A 22481-nucleotide genomic window follows, 5' to 3' on the forward strand; every position below is an offset into this window, starting at 1 on the left:
TTCAATCCCCTGCGCCCGATAAGATATTCATCCGGCGTGAGGGGTTGTTCTGGAAAAGATTATCCAACATCCAGTGACACAGAGACCTACCAGTAAAAATGGCAGCATAATGATATTGAGTTGATGCCATCCAAAGTACTCCAGAGCTGCAGCGGACAGCAGCGAAGCAGCTGACGAGAAGAGATAACGTAATGTTTCACTGGCCGTTTGGGCTGCTTTGCGCATGCTGGAATCATTTCCTAGCGAAAGAAGAATGGAGCTGGTGACGAAACTCAGATTCCAACCCACTCCGAGCAGGGCAAGTGACCAGTAGAATGTAGCCAGCTGAGTCCCTTGCATGCCAACCAAAGCAGCAAGTACTGTCAAACTGATCCCAATCATAAGGCTCATGCCGGCACCCAATTTGCGGAAAGTATAACCCGCCACTAGAGAGGGGGCATACATGCCGACTAAATGCCATTGCATGACGGCAGCACCCTCCTTCATCGTTAGGCCGGCCTTTACAATTGCCAGAGGTGCAGAACTCATCATTAACATCATGACGCTGGTAATCAGCACACCATTTATTGTGGCAACCAGATAAACGGGTTTCTTGAGGGCAGCATAATTGCCAGCCCACTCAGCCTTTGAGGCTTCTGCAAGTGCAGGCTTACCATCTGTCTTATAAAAACAGACTAACAGTAGTGCTGAGACCAGTATCAGAATACTCACAGTCAGATAGGAACCGGTAAAAAGTGAAGAGGGGTAGAGAGATGCGCTCCATACCGCCAGGCCCGGCCCGAGAAAGGCAGCAATCACTCCCCCTGCCAGCACCAGCGATACTGCAAACTGTTTCAATTCCTGTCTCACCAGATCACCTGCTGCCAGCCGGTAAAACTGTGCTGAGGCCTGAAAAGCGCCAACCAGTAAGCAACCCAGGCACAACCCCCAGAAGTGAGGTATTAATGTCGATATCGTTGAGATGAGTGCTCCAGCCACACCGATACAGCACCCTGTTAACAGTGCGTTACGTCTACCATGATAACGAATCTGCCATCCCAAAATGGGCATGATTAACGCACCACCCACGGTCAGTAAGGCAAAAGGAATGGTTGCTAGTTCAGGATGCAGTGTTAAAGACTGTCCAGCCAGACTGGTAATGGTAAGGTCTATTGAAATAGCTGCAGTAAACAGCACCTGGCAAAGAGTCAGGATCCAGACTTCTTTTGGCATGGAGGTCATCTTACCTCCAGACGTGCTGCTGCCCTTAGGGTTGCAGCCAGCCGGAGCAGCTGACGCTGTTCGGCATGGTGTTGCAGGCGCTCAACGCGCTCAGGAGTTTCCAGTTCTGTAAGCGTATAAAGTGGTTCAGGACCGTATTCAATTCCTAACTGGATATCCTTTACCGTCTCAGTTCCCAGCAGTCGCTCCATCACCGTCAAGGCGAGATCGATTCCAGCAGAAATCCCGGCACCGGTGATGCGGTTACCATCTACGACTACCCGCTGTTTAACCGGAATTGCTCTGAGGTATTCCAGCTGCAGCAGCGACATCCAGTGGCTGGTTGCACGGAAACCTTCGAGAAGACCAGCAGCGCCCAGCACCAGAGAACCGGTACAGACAGAAGCGATAACTGAAGCACTCGCAGCCTGACGGCGGATAAAATCCAGGGTCAGTTCATCATCCATCAGGGCTATCTGACCACTACCACCGGGGATGCAGATCACATCCAGCACCGGTGATGTTGCAAATGTTTGGGTGGGTAGAATTGACCATCCTGAACCGGTCTTTACGGGAAGGAGCGTTTTCCAAATCAGATGAACGTCGCAGCGGCTGCTGGCTGCAAATACTTCTGCCGGCCCGGTGAGGTCGAGTTGAGTTACCTGCGGGAAAAGTAACAGACCGACTTGCAAAGGCTTATTGATCATATCCGATACTCCGTTGTCAGAGATTGCCAGTGAAGAGGTGAGTGGCTGAGGAATCCCCAGAAATGACTTCAATCGCTAAACGTCCGCTAACCGGTCTGAGCTCAGCCTGAGCACGCCGGAACGGCAAAAGACGCTCCCTGCGGGCCTCGGCATGCGGCATCCCTGCCGCGTGACGTCCGGCTTACCTCAGGCTGAGCCCATCCCCCGCTATCATCGTGCTCGCTGTGGCTTTCAAACCGCGACGCTGCGGCTTTGGGTGCAAGGGGGGAGGGCTGATTGCAGCAGGCCCACGGCCAGGGATGGCCGTGAGCCAGGCTACAGGGATGTATTCATGCCGGTGCGGAAAGCAGCCCTCCCTCCTGAAACCGGGCACCTGTCATCCCGCAACAATATTCAATCAATTTTTGTGGGGATACCTCAGAGGCGAGTGGTGATATCGAACTGCACATGCCTCCCTTTCTGGTGCTCTCTAAATATCTCTCTACCCTGATTAATAAATGTTTCATGTTCAGGCGTCGCTTCGGAAGGAGCATAGGACAGTGATAAAAGTTTCCCTTTCATCTGATCTTCCTCAACAGAGATGTTTTTGTATTAGATGCTTAGTTCCAGATTCATAGTATTTTCATTAGGGTGTTAAAAGATAAATTACTTTCTTTTTTTTACCTCAAGTGTGAATGATCTAATTTGGCATCAATGATTCATAAAATTATAAATGATGCACTTAACATGTTTTAAAATAACGGTGATGTCTACTGAGAGCAATGACTAATATCGGGGTATTACTGCCATGACACGTAAGATAGGACTGTATGTTTTTGAAGGATTTCAACTGCTTGATATGTCAGGGCCTGCAACCGCCTTTGAGGTCGCCAGCCAGGTTATTCCTGGAAGTTATGAGTTGAGTGTTATTTCTCATCAGCAGGGGATAATATCGAGTTCTGGTGGGGTTGGAACGGTAGCTAATTCTTGTCATCCCCTTGATTATGATACGTTAATGATTGTGGGTGGACCCGGTATCTCGACTATGGTGGAGAATGTGCCACTTCAACAATATATCCGCAAAGCTGCGGCGAAAGTTCGCCGTCTGGCAAGCGTATGCTCAGGTGCGTTTCTGCTTGCCTCCTCCGGTGTCCTTAATGGACACCGGGCGACAACTCACTGGTGTCGGGCGGAGCAACTGGCCAGAGATTATCCTAAAGTCAGGGTGGAATTTGACAGTATCTATGTCTGTGATGGAAAGATTTGGACATCGGCGGGAATTACCGCTGGCATTGACCTGGCACTGGCATTAATTGCAGAGGATCTGGGACGTTCGGTGGCTACTCAGGTCGCCAGACAGCTGGTGGTATATTATCGCCGCCCTGGTCGTTATTCACAAAAGTCCGTCTTGCTGGAGATCGCACCCAGTGCTGGATTATTTAGCGAACTGATGGGCTGGGTTCGGGAACATCTTGATGAAGTCCTGGTGGTTGAGTGTCTTGCCGACCGTATGGCGATGAGCCCCAGAAACTTTTCCCGAGCCTTCCGCAGGGAAACGGGTATAACACCGGCGAAAGCAGTGGAACAGTTACGCCTTGAAGTTGCCAGCGCTCGAATAGAGCAGGGGCACGATAATTTTGACAATATTGCAGCAAGTGTTGGTTTTATATCGGCAGAGAGGATGCGCAAGGCATTTTTGCGTACCTCCGGGGAGTCGCCGCAAACCCTACGTCATCGTGCACAGAATGACTAACTGTAGAACAACCAGGGGAAGGTCGCGTTGAATTATAAAGTCCGCTCAGGATCCCCTTCACGGACTTTTAATCAGGCAGCGTTATTTAGCCAGTAGCTCTTTACGGATGATCTCGGCACCCGCGCTCAAGGCATCGAGCTTGCCTCTTGCCACGCCACGCGGCAGCGGGATCATGCCGCAGTTGGTGCAAGGGTAGAGCTTGTCGGCATCGACGAACTGCAGCGCTTTGCGCAGCGTCGCGGCGACCTCTTCGGGGGTTTCAATATTGTTAGTTGCCACGTCAATGGCGCCCACCATCACTTTTTTCCCGCGGATCAGCTCCAGCAGCTCCATAGGAACATGCGAGTTCTGACATTCGAGTGAAATAATGTCGATATTCGATTTTTGCAGCTTCGGAAAAATCTCTTCGTACTGGCGCCACTCGGAACCCAGCGTCTTTTTCCAGTCGGTATTCGCTTTGATGCCGTAGCCGTAGCAAATATGCACAGCCGTTTCGCACTTCAGCCCTTCGATGGCCCTTTCCAGAGTGGCGATACCCCAGTCATTCACCTCATCAAAGAAGACGTTAAACGCTGGCTCATCGAACTGGATAATATCCACACCCACCGCTTCCAGCTCTTTCGCTTCTTCATTCAGGATCTTAGCGAATTCCCACGCCAGTTTTTCACGGCTTTTATAGTGATTATCATACAGGGTATCGATCATCGTCATCGGACCCGGCAGGGCCCACTTAATTGGCTTGTCAGTCTGCTGACGCAGGAACTTAGCGTCCTCGACAAAGACCGACTTTTTGCGGCTTACCGGACCCACGACGGTCGGCACGCTGGCGTCGTAACGGTCGCGAATCTTAACGATTTCACGCTGCGCGAAATCCACGCCTTCGAGATGCTCAATAAAGGTGGTGACGAAATGTTGGCGTGTCTGTTCGCCATCGCTGACAATATCAATGCCCGCCTGCTGCTGGTCTTCCAGGCAGAGACGCAGAGCGTCTTTCTTGCCGTCAATCAGTTCCTGATCCTGCAATTTCCACGGCGACCATAAAACTTCAGGCTGTGCCAGCCAGGAGGGTTTAGGCAAGCTGCCAGCAGAGGAAGTGGGTAATAACTTTTTCATAATAGGTGACCTTGTAATTTCTGAATCAAAGAACGGTATCTGCAGACCATTGCTTAAGAACATTCTGGTAAGGCTTAATGAATTTCTCTTCAGTCAATTTGCCCTGCTCAACGGCCAGCTGGCTGCGTTCTTCGCGATCGTAAACAATTTTAGTTAATGCATAGTCCTGACTGTTCAGGCTTGGCTGATACTCTTGTCCCGCGACTGAATTCGCGTTGTAAATTTCAGGACGGTAAATTCTCTGGAACGTTTCCATCGTACTGATGGTGCTGATCAGCTCAAGATCCGTATAGTCGTTAATTAAGTCACCGGAGAAATAGAAGGCCAGAGGCGCGACTGCATTTGGCGGCATAAAGTAGCGCGCCTCCAAACCCATTTTCTTGAAATAGTGATCGGTCATGGACAGCGCATTCTGCCGATATTCAACGCCCAGTACCGGATGCTGATAGTCGGTGCGGTGATAGGTATTTTTGCTGGACACGCTCAGGCAGATAACCGGCTGCTTCTTGAAGTTTTCTTTGTAGGTGCTTGAGTTAACGAAAGTTTTAAACAGATTCCCGTGCAGCGCACCAAAATTATCCGGCGTGCTGAAGCTGGACCGTTTTTTGTTATGCTCTAACAGCACCACGCTGAAGTCATAATCACGCACGTAAGAAGAGAAATTATTGCCGACAATCCCCTCAATGCGCTGATTGTTTTTACGATCGACGATATGGGTTTTCAATATTTCAATCACCGGGAAGGGAACGCCTTTGCCTTCCACATCCATCTCAACAGAGACGATCTCAAGCTCCACGGCGTAACGATCGCCGTTGGGATTATCCTCGCGCGCTAGGCTATTAAAACGATCGTCAATCATCGTCAGGGCATTACGCAAGTTTTCCTGACGCATCTCACCGCGCGCTAAATTAGCGAAGTTGGTGGTAATACGAGTATTCTCAGAGGGGTTATAATTCTCATCGAAAGTGAGGCTTTTAAGCGTAAATTTTAATTTATTATTCATGGCGATGAAGTATCCTGATTTCTGATATAAAACCTGAATTATTTATTCAGTGCTTTCAAATTTTCTTTTCTGGTTTTATTATTCAGATGGTCTAAATAAAATAGCAGTAGGTACTTTATGCCAGAGTCACTGATTGAGGAAAAGTGATTTAATTTCATTGCTGCATGAGCCATCTTCATGATCGCACGAAGGGCAGAAGGCGCATGAGGTAACTGTATGAATTTATTGTTATTATGATAACATCTGGCACAGGATCTGCGCCAGAAGCGGGTATCGCAGCGATTACTTCTTCTTATCCAGCCGCGACTTTAAATCGGCAAACGGATTATAGGTGGCTGCGCCTACATCATTCTGCGCATCTTCCCCGGCGACCACGCGGGTGCCGTACTGGTCGGCTTCCGTATATTTCTCATGTTCGTGGTCGTGGCAATAGAGGCACAGCAACTCCCAGTTACTGCCGTCTTCCGGATTGTTGGTATGATCGTGGTCGATATGGTGAACCGTTAATTCACGCAGGTTTGAATAAACAAACTCGCGCGCGCAGCGTCCACAAACCCAGGGATAGATTTTCAGGGCTTTTTCACGATAGCCGGGTTCCAGCCGCGCATAGTTGTTGGGGATCAGAGCCATTGCTGAGGTTACCTGCATCTAATGTTCATTTACGATAGTGCTGCCAATATATCCCACAATGGTGCAGAACCAGAAACAGGAAGTGACTTTTGCAAAATTAATGCCGCAAAGTGCGCGGGTTATACTCGGCCCTCCAGCCACAGCCTCAGAAGCCCTCTCAGGAATTCCTGCTCCATGGCATTTTTAACAAAATGTTTGCCATTCCACAAAACCCCGTTAAGCCGGCAAAAAGTAGTCCTGCACCGACAAAGCCTGATAAAAGAAACAGCCTGCTGTCAACGGCGTATCCCAAAACAACACCGGTAAGAACAAGCGTGCCCGCAGCAATCTGGACTTGCCTCATAACAGGCAGTGGTTGCTTTTTGTCTTCGATTGTCGGAAGGCCGACGCGCTTCCACGCGTTAATGCCACCTGACATCAGTAAAACCGACGCAGGGCTTGCGGCATGGGTCAGCGCGTTAGCATTTTGAACCGTGCGCATTCCTGCCTGGCAGTGGAAAATGACAGGCTGTCGCGCCGCATTTTCCACCGTTTTACCTGCCGTAATCTCAGTGAGCGGAAGCGAGTTCGCATGGGGTATATGCTCACGCAAGTATTCAGCGCGTTCCCGGATATCAATGAGCACAGCGCCTGCTTCAATAAGCTTTTGGGCTTCTTGCGGTGAGACTGATTCTGGTGTCATTTTAACAATCCTCAGGACAGTAAATGTCTTTTAAGGTGGATATAACTTTTTTCACCGCATCGTTTTTGATGAAATAGTTGACTTTTTGCGCGACCCTTTTTGACTCAATCAAACCCTCGTCTTTCATTTTCGCAAGGTGTTGAGAGGTTGCAGAAGGTGTTAAGCCGGTCAGTTGCCCCAGTTCACCCGAAGAGGTGCCGGGTTTATCAATGAGAATACAGAGGATTAACAGACGACTGCTGTTACTCATCGACTTAAGCAGCGTGGTTGCCCGCAAGGCCCCCTCTTGTATGTGAAGTAGACTCGTTTCTTTCATTCTTATTTTAGTTTTTTCTAAATTTAGTAAAATCTAAATCAAATGATGCTCACGTGCAATCAAAGATTCTAAGTGCAGCAGGATATCTGCCGTTGTTGATTGCAGGCGGTGTTCAACTTAGCTGTCCGCTTCGTGCCCAGGCTGTGTGAAAACTACTGATCACTTTTTGGTCTAAGTAGTGGCTTTATATGATCAACCATTCTTGATAAACCCATGCGGAAATCTACTTTATTTAATAAAATTATAATCATACGATTAGATAAAGCGGTTGCAGGTATGACTCACCATATTAAAGGTCAAGGCAGACATCAGGTGACGTTGCTCCCTGAAGTGCTGGATGATTTTGTCACAGAAGACAACCCTGTCAGGGTTATTGACGTCTTTGTTGATGGACTACATCTTGATGCACTTGGCTTTGAGCGCGTTAATGCAAAACAAACCGGGCGGCCTGGATATCACCCCGCAACCATGCTGAAGCTGTACATTTATGGGTACCTGAACCGCATCCAGTCATCCCGCCGGTAGAGAAAGAAGCCCATCGTAACGTTGAATTGATGTGGTTACTTGAGCGATTAACGCCTGATTTTAAAACCATTGCAGACTTCAGAAAAAACAATGGTAAAGGCATCAAAAACGCTTGCCGCGCTTTCATTGATCTATGTCGGCAGATGCAGATATTCACCGATGTGGTGGTTGCCATTGACGGTAGTAAGTTCAAGGCGGTAAACAGCAAATCGAACAATTTCACGCCCCAGAAAACAAAAGGCCACATTGAAAGGGTTGAGCAAAGTATCTCTCTTTACCTGAATAAGCTCGAAGAAGCTGACAAGGCTGCGGAGCCCGAAAAAAATGCATGTTTAACAACTGCGAAAGTGGCATGGCTGCAAAAGCGTCTGAAAGAACTCAGGAAAATCCAGCAGGCTGTTGCGCAGCACCCAGATAAGCAGCTGTCACTGACAGATCCTGATGCCCGGCTAATGAAGATAAACAATGTTAACCGCCAGGTGAGCTATAACGTTCAGACTGCCGTTGATGCTAAATATCACCTGATTATTGCGCATGAAGTAACGAATACTCCAGACCGTGGGCAGCTAACAGCGGTGACCAAATTAGCGCAGAACGCTGTTGGCAAAGCGGATATTACCGTACTGGCTGATAAAGGTTATTACAGCCGGGGAGATATTAAAGCAACGCAGGACTTAGGTGCCGTAGCCTTAGTACCAAAAGGCGATACCTCTGGCGCTGACCGTAAAGGTCTTTTCAATCGTTCATTGTTCAAATATGACCAGGAAAAAGATATTTATATTTGCCCGATGGGTAACGAGCTTCAGAACCGATTTACGATGGTTGAGGATGGTTTAGAACAGCAAATGTACTTTAACAATATTGCCTGTCGCGATTGCAGTCAGCGGTCAAGGTGCACCACATCAAAACGCGATCCAAGACGTATAAGGCGTTGGGTTCATGAAGCAGAAATGGAAGACATGCAAGCCAGGCTTAATGCATCGCCACAAACAGCTGTCGTGCGAAAGCAAACGGTAGAGCATCCGTTCGGGACAATTAAAATGTGGATGGGAGCGACTCACTTCCTGACGCAACGGTTTAAAAACGTCAGCACAGAAATCAGTCTGCATGTACTGGCTTATAACCTGAAAAGGATGATGTCCATCTGGGGTACCGAAGGATTGGCCATTAAGCTGCGAGAACGATGCAACTAGCGGCAGTGGCCGCTTTTCCCCCCTAATAACAGGTCATTAGCACTCAATATTCAGCACATAGCCTCGTTTTGCCTCTACATACAAATCACTGCGAATACAGTCCATATCAGGAATATCTTGCATCCCTGGCTAGTGTTAGTCCTCGGATACTGCAAAAACCGGGTTTATACACAGCCTGTGCCAGAAGCGGACGTTTTCTTTGAGCCTGAACTGCCAAATTTCTATCAGTATCAAAACCATTAAACTGTGTGTGCCGCAAAGCGGTTTTCAGGTAATCCGGGACTGAGATCAGATTTAGCTTTGAGCAATGCACCGTCATATTCAGACAGCGCAGTGAGTCCCACTGTAGCCGTGGTGCAATAGAGATGGGTAAAACCCTCACCGGCCAGTGTCGGACAGGTGCTCTGGATTCCAGGTGACGTCAGAATAGCGTCTGTGGTCCCATCCGGGCGGTAACGGACAACACGGTTCCCCCCCCATTCAGCATTCCATAGATAGCCCATCTCATCCACGCAGGAGCCGTCAGGCGCGCCGCTGCCTTCGCTTTCGGCGAACACGCGCTGGTTCTGCAGCGAGGGGTAATCACAGCACATTATCCGACCCTGCATCGAGTCACAGTAATAGAGCGTGCCATCATCGGGGCTGAAACAGATGCTGTTCGGTATAGCGACATCGGGCAGTGCAAGCGTCTCAACAGTCAGCGTTGCCGCGTTGAGTCGATGAAACTTACCGATGACTTTAACGGGATAACCATCATCCATCGTCCCGAAGACAAAATTACCGGCACGGTCACATCGTCCATCACCTATGCGGGTATCGGTGCCTCCCGGTGAAGCGGCCACTGGGGTAATTAACCCGCTGTTGAGATCATAGAAAGCCAGTCTTGACGCGAATCCCATCAGCAGAATGTGACTTTTTTCAGTCAGTGCAAAGGAGCCAAGGCGTTCCGGCAGCGACCAGCGCATCACAGCATCATTGCCTTCTTCTATTGCGAGCAGTTCACTGGCTTCAATGTCAGTCCAGTAGAGCCTGCGGGTTCTTTCACACCACAGCGGGCACTCTCCGAGCGTATTCCTGACCTCAGCTGCAATTGAAAACATGATAATCCTCCGGAGATAAAAGGTCGTACTGCACGATGGCAAAAGTGGATAACGCAGCTACTGCAGAAAACGTGCAGAGAGCCTATCGCCGAAAAGCATGACGGCAAGTCCGATCAGCATGACAACCATTCCCCCCAGCCTGAGTAACGAAACCGGACGCCGCACAGCGCCCAGCAAGCCAAAATGGTCAATCATCTGCGAGGAAAGTAACTGTCCGACAATCGCCAGCCCGAGCAGCGCTGAAAACCCAATTTTCGGCGCAAGCACGACGTAGCTGAACAGTGCACATGCGCCTATCATTCCGCCCGCCAGACTCCAGAGGGGTTGCGACGGGATCGCCGCTAGCGATGTCATCAACCCACCCCGCAGCAGCGCGTAAATCCCCAGGCTGAACGCGCCTGCCGTAAATGAAAACAGCGCCGCAGTGACCGGATCGCCGCCCAGTCCCTTTGCCAGCTGGCTGTTCAGGGTCGTCTGCAGGGTGATCCCCAGACCTGCGGCAAAAGCGATTACGTAATAGATCATGCCCATGCTTTTCATCCTGGTCAGTCGGCCTGCACCAGCGGTAGGAAGGTGTCAGCAAAAATGTCAGGCTGGTAACCAGAGGCTGCAAAAAGGTGCTCACGCGACTCATCAATCGCCGCACGTAGTCGCGCGCTGTCTACGCCCAGCACCTTACCGTTCTGTTTAACGATGCGTCCGCCGATCATGACGGTGTCGATGTTGCTGCGCTCGGCGGCATGAACCACCGTGCCAAAGGCATTGCCGGAAGGGTAAAGATTGAGATCACTGACGCTAATCAGCACCAGGTCGGCTTGTTTGCCTGGCGTCAGGCTGCCCACTTTGTTCTGCAGCCCCGCACAGACAGCGCCATCAAGAGTCGCGGCTTTAAGGAGTTGCGCCGCCGGAAGCGTTTTCAGCGCATGTTCTGAATCGCAGCACTGCTGCTGATGCATGCCCATCACGCGCTGCAGGTAAAAGGCGACGCGCATCTCCATAAACATATCGGTGCTGTACGACGTTTCATTGTCTACGCTCAGGCCAGGGTTGATGCCATGACGCTGCGCGGCCTCAATGGCGAACATCCCGCTTTCGATGCCATAGTGCGAATCTGAGCGTGGGCAGACGTTCACCCTGACACCGGCCTCCCGCAGAATTTTCCATCCCCGGTCCGGCAGCGCCGTGCAGTGATTGAAAATATTGTCCGGACCCAGCAGCCCCTGCTGATGCAGCGACTCAAGTTCAGACCCCATCTCAGCGCCAAAGAACTCAGTGACAATCGACAGTCCCAGCCTGCGGGCCTCGGTCCACAACTCCGGCTCCAGCTGGGCCATGACGGCGAGAGAGACCAGGCTTTCAGGGGTGTCGGTGAAATACTTATCCTGCAGACGCTGCCAGTTTCCCGGCCAGTGCGCTTTATCCCATTCGCCAGCTACCGGTGCGCCGGAAGCATGAATGGCGCGAATGCCGGTATCAAGTAAGGCCTCGACGGCGGCATCGGAATGCGCTGCAGTTCGGCTGTTGTGCGAGTTATCGATCATCGTGGTGATGCCCGCGTCAATAGCGCCCAGCGCCGTCAGCAGGTTGCCAACATAGATATCGGCAGGACGGTAATATTTAGCGAAGGAGAAGTGCGTGGCGTTGCTGTAGTCGTCCAGGCAGGTGGCGTTTGGGTTAATTCGGCGCAGCTGTCCTTCCCATGCGTGACGATGAGAATCGACCATTCCCGGCATGGCGATCATGTTGGTGGCATCAATGACATGCGCATCCGGCACATCAAGGTTCTGGCCGACGGCGGTAATCGTTGAGCCGTTGATGAGAATATCGCCGCGCTCAATGTTACCGACGTTCCCGTCCATACTCAGTATCGTCGCGCCACGAATCAACGTAGCCAGTGAAGTGACATTCTGATTGTTAACAATATTTCGGATGTAGTCGGTCATTAAACCTGCCTCTTTTGTGATTAATGGGGAAACGATACGCCACGTCATTAGCCTGAAAAAGATGCATAAAGCGTTTTCATAATTCATAATTCGCGAATAATCAGGCTCACTTTTATCCAGGAGCAGGACGATGGATCGGATTCAGGCTATGCAGGTTTTTATAAGGGTTGCTGAAGCCGGAAGCTTTGTGCGCGCGGCAGAGACACTGTCTCTGCCAGCTTCCACCGTCACCAGCACGATTAAAAATCTGGAGAAATACCTGCAGGTGCGTCTGCTTAACCGGACGACGAGGCGGGTCAGACTCACTCCTGAAGGCCTGCAGTATCTTGCGCAGTGCCGGGAAATCCTTTCACTGATTGAACACACGGAATCCAGCCTGACCGATTCCGTCAGGCGGCCCCAGGGGCGACTGCGGATAGATATGCCCGGTGGGATCGCCCATTTTATCGTCATGCCGAATCTGAAAGATTTTTACCGGCTCTATCCGGATATTTATCTGATGATTGGCGTCAGCGACCGGCAGGTTGATCTTGTTCAGGAAGGTGTGGATTGCGTGATCCGAACCGGAGAATTAACCGACTCCACGCTGGTTGCCCGTCCCCTTGGCCGGTTTCGCTGGGTGACCTGTGCCTCGCCGGACTATCTCAGGGAGTACGGTATCCCTGAGACGCCGGAAGCGTTGTCGCAGCATCGGGCAATTCATTACTTTTCCGGTTCGGGAAGACGGACCAATGAACTACGTTTTACGCGTGGCACTGAGATGCTTTCCGTTCCGGTAGAAGGAGAAGCAGCCGTTAACGAAACGGGACTCTATATCAGACTGTGTCTTGAGGGTTTTGGGCTGGCGCAGCTTGCTGAGAATGTCATTTCGGAGAATCTGCAGCAAGGCAAGCTGGTCGAGGTTCTGGCGGACTGGCAGCCACCTTCAGTGCCGGTGACGATGCTCTATCCGCATCAGCGTTTTCTCTCTCCCGCAGTGCGTGCTTTTGCTGACTGGGTCGCCGGGCTTTTTAACGATGGCGCAGGTCAAAAACGGTCTTCTCTGTAAAAGGTCGCCTTAAGTAGCAGGGATATTTATCGGAACGATAATGGAGAGTATCCGCAGCAGGAGAACAGAGCGCTCTCCTGCTGTTTCGGCAAATTCAGCCCGGCTGCTGTGCCGGTTCCAGGTGTGCATTTCGTCCGGCAGCCATTCCTGTGCAGGCACCAGCGACCGCGATTGCTGCGGTCATCAGTAATGGCAATGTCCAGCCTCCGGACAACTCCTGTACTTTGCCCAGCAGCAGCGGACCCATCGCCGCCATCAGATAACCGACGCTCTGCGCCATGCCTGACAGCGCGGCGGCGTCACCGGCATTTTTGGTACGCAGCCCGATGAAGGTCAGGCCCAGCATCATACTGGCACCCGAGCCGAAGCCGAGAAGAGCAGCCCACAGCATCGCCAGACTCGGCAGGTACAGGATGCCGATAAAGGACGCAGCGGTTAACAGGCTGACGCCGACAGCGGCTGCTTTCTGATCGTTGAGGCGACGCAGCGTGGCCGCCAGAATCAGGCCTGGAATGGCGGTGGTCAGCTGAAGAATGCCGTGTACTTCACCGGCCTGGGCTGAGGAGAGTCCACTGTCCGTTAGAATGGCGGGGAGCCAGCCGACAGCAACATAAAACGGCATCGCATTCAGGCCCATAAACAAGGTGACCTGCCATGCCAGAGGCGAGCGCCAGACCGCGACGGTCGCCGCTTTTTTCTCGCCCTCTCCCGGCAACTGATGCTTCATCTTTAACCGGGGCAGCCATAAAATCAACGCAAGCAGCGGTGCAATAACCAGCATGCCTAACGCGATGTTCCAGCCCCAGCTCTGCGTCAGAGGAATGACAATGGCTGAACCAATAGCACCAGCCGCGCCCATGGTGATGGAATATGCCCCCGTCACGGAAGCCACGTTGCCAGAAAAGTCACGTTTGATAAGGCCAGGGAGCAGGACATTGCCGAGGGCAATCCCGATACCTATCAATAGGGTTCCGCCATAAAGCGCCCAGACACTGCCTGTAGAGCGAAGCAGGATGCCCGCTGAAATCACGGTCAGGGCACCAAAAAGAGTGCGTTCAAGACCGTACTTGTGTGAGATGGATGCGCTCAGCGGTGAAAAGGCGGCAAAGGCCAGCAAAGGCAGCGAGTTAAGTAACCCAACGGCAGTAATACTTAGCCCAAAATCATGGCGAATAGACTCTAAAACGGGTGCGATAGCGGTAAAAGGAACACGCAGGTTGATAGCTATAAAAAGGATGCCGGTCACAAGTATGATTGAAGACCACTTGTTCGTAGTGTGGGACATAAATTTTGCTTTCTCTGGTAAAAAGAAAGACTTTAAAGTACTCATGAGTTACAGAATATAGATAACCTGACAACATATAACTAAATCATGCCAGTTAATAAAAAACCGGTGACCTCACCGGATGAGTTTAATGCCGATGCTTTCAGTCAGGCTGCTATCGCGCTGCATGTGTCATCGTCAGGCGAGTATGCAGGTCAGAGTCCGCACGCTCACCGTAAGGGACAACTTATTATCTCTTTACGCGGTGCAGTGAGCTGTGAGGTTGAGGATGCGCTGTGGCTTGTTCCACCGGGACATGCTGTCTGGGTTCCGGGTGAAATCCCCCACAGTTGCCGGGTCACGAAGAATGCAGATACCTGCTTTCTGTTTATCGAACCCGGCGCGGCAGCGATGCCGGAAATCTGCTGTACGCTGGCGATGACTTCTCTGGTCCGCGAGCTTGTTCTGTATCTGGCAGAGCAGGGACAGGCTTATTCTCCTGACAGTAAAACTGCCAGGCTCGCAGCGGTGCTGCTGGAGCATATTCCGGATGTGCCGGTTGAAGCGCTCCATCTTCCCGTATCCGATCATCCTAAAATCCGGAATATGGCGGAGGCACTTTTTAATGAGCCTGATGATCGGCGAACGTTAAAGCAGTGGGCTGCACATCTGGTCACCAGCGAACGATCGCTGGCCAGGCTGATAAAAGAGGCGACTGGAATGAGCTTTGGTCGCTGGCGTCAGCAACTGCATTTGATGATTGCCCTGAGCCATCTGGCTGAAGGTCAGTCCGTGCAGCGCGTAGCCGGAACGCTGGGATATGATTCGGTCAGCGCGTTTATTACGATGTTCAGAAAAGCGCTGGGTAAATCACCGACGCAATATTTTTCGTCTCTAAACTAATGCAAAACAACACAAACCGAATTTTTATCAAGAACGCCAGCGTCCGCTCCTGGCTCAAAGCTGCCTCTCAGCGCTTATCTGCTTAAAAACAGACCTGGTGTGATTTAACAGACGGATCCCTTAAACTACACCGCACAGGGTGGTTAGCCGTTAATACCAGGGAAGTAAAAATGCTTTTGTCAGCGTTGAGTTTTACCAAAACAGTATGCCAACCGTTGTTTCAGCGATGAGCCGTCAGCTGTTTGTCTCTCTGGATGGCCCCAAGGGCGCGGGTAAAACCACCTTGTTGGAAGCCATGACCACCGTACTCAGGGCGGACAACAAGAAGGTGATCCGGCTTTGCGAGAAAAAAAGCGATCCCTGGAGAGGGGAAACCATGGCTCTGGTCAACAAGCTGGCCAGAAATCCCAGCCTGGATTTGGAACGAGAGGTTTGTCAGCGACTTGCGGACAGCCGGGCATGGATTTCCCGGCATGTACTGACGAAACAGCCAGCGGACTGCATTATCCTGATGGATCGCTGGTACCCCTCTGATGCCGCGTTTCGCCGCATGATGCCATTCGACGACATTCTGAAGCTTAATCTTGAGCGAAACGTACGCGCGCCAGACCTGCATGTCGGCGTGGTTACCGCGCCAGAAATTTCATGGGCGAGAGCCGCGGCCCGGGCGCGTGGGTTGAGCAGTACGGTGATTTCTAAGCTGGCAGAGCATGTCTGCTGTACCGAGGCGTTCGAGCGGGAAATTGCCAATCGCGGCTGGGTTTTATGCCGCAATGAAGGAACGATAGAGGAGGCAACGATGCAGCTGATTGCTGAGATTAACAACGTGCTGGGATCCGTAAGATGACAACCTTTTATCAACATAGTGCCATTAGCCTGGGCGGCCAGCTCATCCCGATGGCCGACTACGCGGGCAAGCTGGTGCTGGTGGTCAATACCGCCAGCCATTGTGGATTCACGCCACAATACGCAGGCCTGGAAGCGCTTTACAGGAAATACGCCGCCCAGGGGCTGGTGGTGCTGGGTTTCCCCTGCAACCAGTTTGGTAAGCAGGAACCCGGCGGTACTGACGACATTATGCAGACCTGTCATATCAACTACGGCGTGAGCTTCCCGATGTTCGAGAAAGTGGCGGTCAACGGCAACGCCGCTCATCCGCTGTTTCGTTATCTGAAGGATGAGTTGCCAGGCGTGCTGGGCGGGCGCATCAAATGGAACTTCACTAAGTTCCTGATTGGACGGGACGGCAAACCGCTCAAGCGTTTTGCACCGATCTCTACGCCGGAGAAAATAGAAGCCGCCATCGTAGCTGCTCTGGAAAGCTAAGAGTCCCTGTCATTCAACCCCTCTACTTCCAGAGATCGTCCTACTCATTGATCTGTTCGTATAACAGGTTATGACGATAACTATTTTGTGGTTTTCATGATTAAAAAATCAATCAGTGCTTTCACTCGCTTTGCATGACCGGTGCTCTTTAAGTAGTAGAGATAAACCGGTGGGTAGGTTTTCCAGTAAGGCATCATTACCGGGATAAATTGCGCTTTATCGGGCTGCAATTCATACACCGGCTCAAACAATCTGCCAATTCCAAGACCGCTGCGTATTCCATCTGCCATGACATCAATATCATTGCTGATGATTTGCCCTGGCATCTCAACGGTTAATTGCTCACCGTTATCCTCCAGCATCAGAGGCAGGATGCGGTTATTGGTGATAAAGCGGTAGCCAATGAGCTGATGCTGATGCAGGTCCGTCGGCAGTTCTGGCGTACCGTACTTTGCAAGATAGGCCGCTGAAGCATACAGACCCTCACGAAACGGTTTCATCAACTGGCGAGCCACAACACTCTCTTCCAGGATATCGCCAAAACGTATGCCCAAATCAAAGCGCTCATCGATCATGTTCACGGTTCCGTCATACACGGATATCTCAAGCTGTATTCCGGGGTAGCTTTGGCAGAACTCCGCCATCAAGGGCTTCAGAATAAGCAGGTAAGCAAAGCGTGACAGCGTAATTCTGACCAGCCCGGAGGGGTCCTGATTCAGGTCTTTAATGCTTTCCACCGCGCTTTCCAGTGAGGCCACCGCCCGGGATGTCTGTTGCAACAACTGTTCTCCGGCGTCCGTTAGCTCAATGCGCCGCGTGGTGCGCACAAAAAGCGGGTGGCCAATATGTTGCTCAAGCAGTTTTAGCGCTTTGCTCACGGAAGGTGGCGTTATCTCAAGTTTCCTGGCCGCAGCAGTAATGCTGCCTTCACCGGCGATGCTCTGGAAAATACGGATTTGGTTGTAAATGACATTGTTCATGGCGTCATCCTGAAGAGTAAACACAATCAGATTGTTAGCTGTTGGCTAAGAGTGTATGAGCTATTGCTGCTCTAAAAAACAGAATCAGGGTGGTTTATACTCACTTCCCGTTTAACAATCCACCGTTAGGGAAGCCAAATTCTGTGTCCTGATGACCAAATTAACGTGGTGAGGAGATGATTATGCAGTATGTAAACCTGGGGCGAAGTGGCCTGAAAGTATCGCGATTGTGTCTGGGATGCATGAGTTACGGCGAACCAGAACGTCTTCCTCAGCCGTGGTCGCTTGATGAACGCGCTTCGCGGCCGCTGATTCGTCAGGCACTTGAGTCGGGAATTAATTTTTTTGATACGGCTAATATTTATTCAGGTGGAAGCTCAGAAGAAATTGTCGGTCGGGCGCTACGCGATATGGCGTATCGGGATGAAATCGTCGTCGCCACCAAGGCTTTTTTCCCATGGCGTAACTCGCCAAACACAGGTTTTCTCTCGCGAAAATCGCTGTTTCAGGCCATCGATGACAGCCTTACCCGGTTGGGTATGGATTATGTGGATCTGTATCAGATCCACCGTTTTGATCACGGCACACCCGTTGAAGAAACCATGGAAGCGCTTCACGATTTGGTGAAAGCCGGGAAAGTTCGCTATATCGGTGCATCCTCAATGGAAGCCTGGCGTTTTGCCAAGATGCAGCATGTCGCTGAGCGTTACGGCTGGACGCGCTTTGTATCTATGCAACCGCAATACAATTTACTGTATCGGGAAGAAGAGCGGGAGATGCTGCCGCAATGTGAAGATCAGGGGGTGGGGGTTATCCCCTGGAGCCCGATGGCGCGCGGCAGACTGACACGCGACTGGAATGAAACCACTCCCCGAACGCAGAACGACGCCTTTGCGCTGAAAATGTATCAAAATGCCGCGCAGCAGGACCGGAAAGTGGTTGAGGTTGTGGCGCAGATTGCCGCTGAGCAGGGTGTGCCTCGCGCACATGTTGCGCTTGCATGGCTGCTGTCTAAATCTGTGATTACTGCCCCTATCATCGGTGCGACAAAAGCCGAACATCTTGCAACTGCAGTTGACGCGCTGACGCTAACATTGTCGCCAGAAGAGATCGCAGCGCTGGAGGCACCCTACGTACCTCATGTTGTTGATGGCATCGTACCGCCGCTGTCTGAACAAGCGCCACGGCTCTCACCCTTGCGAAGCCACCAGGGAGTGGAGCGCAATGAAAATGGATTATGATGCTGGCGCGGTTAATACGCCTTATCAATAATAGTGGCACAAAATTTAATGCATCCGAAAAGAGGGACATTTATGAAAGCCGGGATTTCTTTATCACTTTTGTTGACTCTGGGCTGTTCCGCTGCTGCTCAGGAACAAAAAGGAACTGTTCCACCGGTGTTCAATATGTTTGAATTCGTCATCCAGCAAAATAAAGATAATGCATACGACAGCCTGGCTGAAAAGAATATTACTGCTTCGGTAACCGGCGAATCTGGCACCCTGGCGATCTATTCAGCCAGACAAAAGTTAAACCCGTCAGCTGTTTATGTCTTTGAAATCTACGCTGATAGCAATGCCTATGAAAAACACCTGAATTCATTGAGCTATAAAGAATTTTTGCGCAATTCACCTGATATTCTGGTGGCGAACCAAACGCGTAGAATTGAGGTGAACCCGCAACTCCTGGCAGATAAACCGATTTTGCAAAGCGATAACACCATAAACAACTTTGTCATCGTTGATGTTAAACCAGAGTTCGGTTCAGATTTTCGCCATATCGTGTTGCCCGAAATGACACAGTCCATTGAGCTGGAAGAGGGCGTTCTGGCCATGTATGCCGTTATCGATAAAGCCAATCCTGACCGCTGGTATTTCTATGAAATATACGCCAGCGAAGAGGCTTATCAGGCCCATCGCATGACACCTCATTTTAAAAAATACATCGAGCAGACGGCAGAAATGACCACTTATAAAGAAGCTATCCCAATCAAACCCGGCAAGCTGATGAATAAGGGTGGCCTGAGATATGAAATTGAGTGATGAACTGCATCGTTGCTGCACTTGTAAGCTAAGTGTCTCTGTCATCTGACCACTAAACGCAAAAAGCCCGCTCGGGTTTCCCCGAGCGGGCTTCTCTAAATATGGCTCCTCTGACTGGACTCGAACCAGTGACATACGGATTAACAGTCCGCCGTTCTACCGACTGAACTACAGAGGAATCGTGTGAACGGGGCGGATAATAAACATGCCCTGGCGATGTGTCAATGCTAAAAATCATCCTCTGCGGTTCGCTTGCTGATGTTTGCAACAACCTGATGATTTGTTAAGCATTTCATGGCGTTTTATACGGCGCCGGGCCGTTTTTTATTAAGCAGATAAACCCCTACGCTTTGGCTGGCTACTCTATACTCAGTAATCTCTGGCTCCACACAAGCGGGCGTGCCGACTGCAGTTCCCGAAGAGAAAGCCTATCAAATGCATAGGGTGAGACAGGTTTGTGCGGGTGAGTTCCGCGTATAGAGTGTCTGTAATCAAGCGAAAAGGAGAAAGACCGTGAGCAATTCTGTTGATAACGAAGCGAATAGTGCCGAGCCCATTGTTGAAGCGGACAGGGAAGCTTCTGCCGGTAAGTGTCCATTCCATGCGGGCAAATCTAACGAAGTCTCTGGCGGCGGTACCAGCAACCGCGAATGGTGGCCGCAGCAGCTGAGAGTCGACCTGCTGAACCAGCACTCAAGCCGTTCAAACCCGCTGGGAGAATCCTTCGACTACCGTCAGGAGTTCGCCAAGCTTGATTATTCCGCACTGAAAGGCGACCTACGCGCGCTGCTGACCGAATCACAGGCCTGGTGGCCAGCCGACTGGGGCAGCTATATTGGTCTGTTTATCCGTATGGCGTGGCACAGCGCCGGTACCTATCGCTCTGTTGACGGGCGCGGTGGTTCCGGTCGTGGTCAGCAGCGTTTTGCTCCGCTTAACTCCTGGCCGGATAACGTCAGCCTGGATAAAGCCCGCCGCCTGCTGTGGCCGGTGAAGCAAAAGTACGGTCAGAAAATTTCCTGGGCCGACCTCTATATTCTGGCGGGCAACGTCGCGCTGGAAAACTCCGGCTTCCGCACCTTTGGCTTTGGTGCCGGGCGTGAAGACGTCTGGGAACCGGATCTTGACGTTAACTGGGGCGATGAGACCACCTGGCTGGAGCATCGCCATCCGGAATCGCTGGCTAATTCACCGCTCGGCGCCACCGAAATGGGGCTGATTTACGTCAACCCGGAAGGCCCGGAACACAGCGGTGACCCGGCTTCTGCTGCCCCGGCTATCCGCGCCACCTTTGGCAACATGGGCATGAACGACGAGGAGATCGTGGCGCTGATCGCCGGTGGCCATACCTTGGGTAAAACTCACGGTGCCGCCGATGCCAAACATGTCGGCGTCGACCCGGAAACCGCCCCGATTGAAGCGCAGGGCCTGGGCTGGGCCAGCAGTCACGGCAGCGGCGTCGGCGCCGATGCCATTACTTCCGGTCTGGAAGTGATCTGGTCGCAGACGCCAACCCAGTGGAGCCACTACTTCTTCGAGAACCTGTTTAAGTACGAGTGGGTGCAGACGCGCAGCCCGGCAGGGGCGATTCAGTTTGAAGCTTCGAATGCAGAGGAGATTATTCCCGATGCCTTTGACAGTGCGAAGAAGCATAAGCCGACCATGCTGGTCACCGACCTGACGCTGCGCTTCGACCCGGAGTTCGAGAAGATCTCGCGCCGCTTCCTGAACGACCCGCAGGCGTTTAACGAAGCGTTTGCCCGGGCCTGGTACAAGCTGACCCACCGCGATATGGGGCCTAAAGCACGCTATATCGGGCCGGAAGTGCCGAAAGAAGACCTGATCTGGCAGGATCCGCTGCCGCAGCCGAGCTATCATCCAACCGCCTATGACATCGCGCTGCTGAAAGAGAAAATTGCCGCGTCGGGCCTGTCGGTGGCGGAGCTGACCTCGGTCGCCTGGGCTTCTGCCTCAACCTTCCGCGGCGGTGACAAGCGCGGAGGGGCCAACGGTGCCCGCCTGGCGCTGCTGCCGCAGCGCGAGTGGGAAGTGAACGCCGTGGCTGCACGCGTACTGCCGGTGCTGGAGGCAATTCAGAAGAGCGAGCAGAAGGCGTCGCTGGCGGATATCATCGTGCTGGCCGGTGTCGTCGGTGTTGAGCAGGCGGCAAAAGCGGTTAACGTCGACATTGAAGTGCCGTTCACCCCGGGCCGCGTGGATGCGCGTCAGGATCAGACGGATATTGAGTCGTTTGAGCTGCTGAAGCCGAGAGCGGATGGTTTCCGTAACTATCGCGCCGCACCGGGCCGCACCTCGACTGAGAATCTGCTGATCGACAAGGCGCAGCAGCTGACGCTGACCGTGCCGGAGTTGACGGTGCTGGTAGGTGGCCTGCGTGCGCTGGGGGCCAACTTCGACGGCAGCCAGCATGGGGTCTTCAGCGATAAAGTCGGCGAACTTAACACCGACTTCTTCAGCAATCTGCTGGATATGCGTACCGAGTGGAAAGCCACCGATGCCAGCGGCGAACGCTTTGAAGGGCGCGACCGTCTGAGCGGCCAGGTGCGCTTCAGCGCGACCCGTGCCGACCTGGTGTTTGGTTCCAACGCGATTTTACGCGCGTCAGCCGAGGTTTACGCCAGCAGCGATGCTAAGCAGAAGTTTGTCAAAGACTTCGTTGCCGCGTGGACCAAAGTGATGAACCTCGACCGTTTCGATATCTGAAACTAGCCTGAGTCTGCAACCAGCCCGCCCGGGAAACCCGGTGCGGGCTT

Annotated in this window: 20 protein-coding genes, 1 tRNA gene and 1 pseudogene; 9 read left to right on the forward strand and 13 right to left on the reverse strand. The window is 51.9% G+C overall.

Translation table 11 applies throughout. The features are described 5' to 3' along the window. Positions 1 to 27: 27 nt before the first annotated feature. Positions 28 to 1221 (reverse strand): MFS transporter, encoded by a 1194-nt coding sequence (locus tag J2Y91_RS17120; RefSeq protein WP_133623908.1) that lies wholly within the window; start codon positions 1219 to 1221, stop codon positions 28 to 30. After that, positions 1218 to 1907, reverse strand: coding sequence for a DJ-1/PfpI family protein (locus tag J2Y91_RS17125; protein WP_133623907.1), 690 nt, complete (start codon positions 1905 to 1907; stop codon positions 1218 to 1220). Before J2Y91_RS17125 ends, J2Y91_RS17120 begins: the two co-directional genes overlap by 4 nt. Positions 1908 to 2694: 787 nt before the next feature. Here J2Y91_RS17125 and J2Y91_RS17130 point away from each other — a divergent pair. Next, positions 2695 to 3639, forward strand: coding sequence for a GlxA family transcriptional regulator (locus J2Y91_RS17130; protein WP_133623906.1), 945 nt, complete (start codon positions 2695 to 2697; stop codon positions 3637 to 3639). Positions 3640 to 3720: 81 nt separating this feature from the next. Here the strand turns inward: J2Y91_RS17130 and J2Y91_RS17135 are convergent, their stop codons facing one another. From J2Y91_RS17135 to J2Y91_RS17155, 5 genes are all read right to left on the reverse strand, one after another. Next, the gene (locus J2Y91_RS17135) at positions 3721 to 4752 is read right to left on the reverse strand and encodes a methionine synthase (protein WP_048915684.1); all 1032 of its coding nucleotides are present in this window, start codon (positions 4750 to 4752) and stop codon (positions 3721 to 3723) included. A gap of 25 nt (positions 4753 to 4777) precedes the next feature. After that, entirely contained in the window at positions 4778 to 5755 is a 978-nt protein-coding gene (locus J2Y91_RS17140) for a DUF1852 domain-containing protein (protein ID WP_133623905.1), read from the reverse strand. 282 nt (positions 5756 to 6037) lie between these two features. Further along, entirely contained in the window at positions 6038 to 6385 is a 348-nt protein-coding gene (yajD, locus tag J2Y91_RS17145; RefSeq protein ID WP_133623904.1) for an HNH nuclease YajD, read from the reverse strand. A 157-nt stretch (positions 6386 to 6542) separates the two neighbouring features. Then, entirely contained in the window at positions 6543 to 7067 is a 525-nt protein-coding gene (locus J2Y91_RS17150; RefSeq protein WP_133623903.1) for a rhodanese family protein, read from the reverse strand. Position 7068: 1 nt separating this feature from the next. Further along, the gene (locus J2Y91_RS17155; protein ID WP_062818141.1) at positions 7069 to 7383 is read right to left on the reverse strand and encodes an ArsR/SmtB family transcription factor; all 315 of its coding nucleotides are present in this window, start codon (positions 7381 to 7383) and stop codon (positions 7069 to 7071) included. Between the two features lie 276 nt (positions 7384 to 7659). Here J2Y91_RS17155 and J2Y91_RS17160 point away from each other — a divergent pair. After that, positions 7660 to 9101 (forward strand): annotated as a pseudogene (locus J2Y91_RS17160) (IS1182 family transposase). Positions 9102 to 9340: 239 nt separating this feature from the next. On the opposite strand, the gene J2Y91_RS17165 reads toward J2Y91_RS17160, so the two are convergent. Genes J2Y91_RS17165 through J2Y91_RS17175 form a run of 3 tightly spaced genes read right to left on the reverse strand, consistent with a single transcriptional unit; the run spans position 9341 to position 12144 of the window. After that, complete coding sequence (locus tag J2Y91_RS17165; RefSeq protein WP_253538973.1) at positions 9341 to 10201, reverse strand: SMP-30/gluconolactonase/LRE family protein; 861 nt, start codon at positions 10199 to 10201, stop codon at positions 9341 to 9343. A 57-nt stretch (positions 10202 to 10258) separates the two neighbouring features. Next, a complete protein-coding gene (locus J2Y91_RS17170; RefSeq protein WP_004958554.1) occupies positions 10259 to 10732 on the reverse strand; it encodes a DMT family transporter in 474 nt (157 codons plus the stop codon). 14 nt (positions 10733 to 10746) lie between these two features. Beyond that, positions 10747 to 12144 carry an amidohydrolase family protein gene (locus J2Y91_RS17175; protein ID WP_133623901.1) on the reverse strand — a complete coding sequence of 466 codons (1398 nt, stop codon included), beginning with the start codon at positions 12142 to 12144 and terminating at the stop codon, positions 10747 to 10749. A gap of 130 nt (positions 12145 to 12274) precedes the next feature. Between J2Y91_RS17175 and J2Y91_RS17180 the strand changes: the two genes are divergently transcribed. Then, positions 12275 to 13192 carry a LysR family transcriptional regulator gene (locus tag J2Y91_RS17180; RefSeq protein ID WP_133623900.1) on the forward strand — a complete coding sequence of 306 codons (918 nt, stop codon included), beginning with the start codon at positions 12275 to 12277 and terminating at the stop codon, positions 13190 to 13192. Between the two features lie 94 nt (positions 13193 to 13286). Here J2Y91_RS17180 and J2Y91_RS17185 read toward each other — a convergent pair whose 3' ends face one another. Continuing rightward, entirely contained in the window at positions 13287 to 14477 is a 1191-nt protein-coding gene (locus J2Y91_RS17185) for a CynX/NimT family MFS transporter (RefSeq protein WP_253539526.1), read from the reverse strand. Between the two features lie 87 nt (positions 14478 to 14564). On the opposite strand from J2Y91_RS17185, the gene J2Y91_RS17190 reads away from it, so the two are divergent. From J2Y91_RS17190 to J2Y91_RS17200, 3 genes are all read left to right on the forward strand, one after another. Then, complete coding sequence (locus J2Y91_RS17190; RefSeq protein WP_133623899.1) at positions 14565 to 15359, forward strand: AraC family transcriptional regulator; 795 nt, start codon at positions 14565 to 14567, stop codon at positions 15357 to 15359. A gap of 226 nt (positions 15360 to 15585) precedes the next feature. Continuing rightward, the gene (locus tag J2Y91_RS17195; RefSeq protein WP_253539529.1) at positions 15586 to 16206 is read left to right on the forward strand and encodes a dTMP kinase; all 621 of its coding nucleotides are present in this window, start codon (positions 15586 to 15588) and stop codon (positions 16204 to 16206) included. Further along, on the forward strand, positions 16203 to 16685 hold the full coding sequence (locus tag J2Y91_RS17200) for a glutathione peroxidase (protein ID WP_253538976.1): 483 nt from the start codon (positions 16203 to 16205) through the stop codon (positions 16683 to 16685). Before J2Y91_RS17195 ends, J2Y91_RS17200 begins: the two co-directional genes overlap by 4 nt. Before the next feature lie 80 nt (positions 16686 to 16765). Here J2Y91_RS17200 and J2Y91_RS17205 read toward each other — a convergent pair whose 3' ends face one another. Continuing rightward, positions 16766 to 17665 (reverse strand): LysR family transcriptional regulator, encoded by a 900-nt coding sequence (locus tag J2Y91_RS17205; RefSeq protein WP_133623897.1) that lies wholly within the window; start codon positions 17663 to 17665, stop codon positions 16766 to 16768. A 182-nt stretch (positions 17666 to 17847) separates the two neighbouring features. On the opposite strand from J2Y91_RS17205, the gene J2Y91_RS17210 reads away from it, so the two are divergent. Together J2Y91_RS17210 and J2Y91_RS17215 are read left to right on the forward strand one after the other, a co-directional pair. Next, a complete protein-coding gene (locus tag J2Y91_RS17210) occupies positions 17848 to 18906 on the forward strand; it encodes an aldo/keto reductase (RefSeq protein ID WP_133623896.1) in 1059 nt (352 codons plus the stop codon). 72 nt (positions 18907 to 18978) lie between these two features. Continuing rightward, positions 18979 to 19707 carry a putative quinol monooxygenase gene (locus J2Y91_RS17215; protein WP_253538980.1) on the forward strand — a complete coding sequence of 243 codons (729 nt, stop codon included), beginning with the start codon at positions 18979 to 18981 and terminating at the stop codon, positions 19705 to 19707. 102 nt (positions 19708 to 19809) lie between these two features. Here J2Y91_RS17215 and J2Y91_RS17220 read toward each other — a convergent pair. After that, a tRNA-Asn gene (locus J2Y91_RS17220) sits at positions 19810 to 19885 on the reverse strand. Between the two features lie 377 nt (positions 19886 to 20262). On the opposite strand from J2Y91_RS17220, the gene katG reads away from it, so the two are divergent. Then, positions 20263 to 22431 carry a catalase/peroxidase HPI gene (gene katG / locus J2Y91_RS17225; RefSeq protein WP_253539531.1) on the forward strand — a complete coding sequence of 723 codons (2169 nt, stop codon included), beginning with the start codon at positions 20263 to 20265 and terminating at the stop codon, positions 22429 to 22431. Positions 22432 to 22481 lie beyond the last annotated feature (50 nt).

It is taken from the genome of Erwinia aphidicola, from assembly GCF_024169515.1.
GTDB classification, from domain to species: Bacteria; Pseudomonadota; Gammaproteobacteria; order Enterobacterales; family Enterobacteriaceae; genus Erwinia; species Erwinia aphidicola.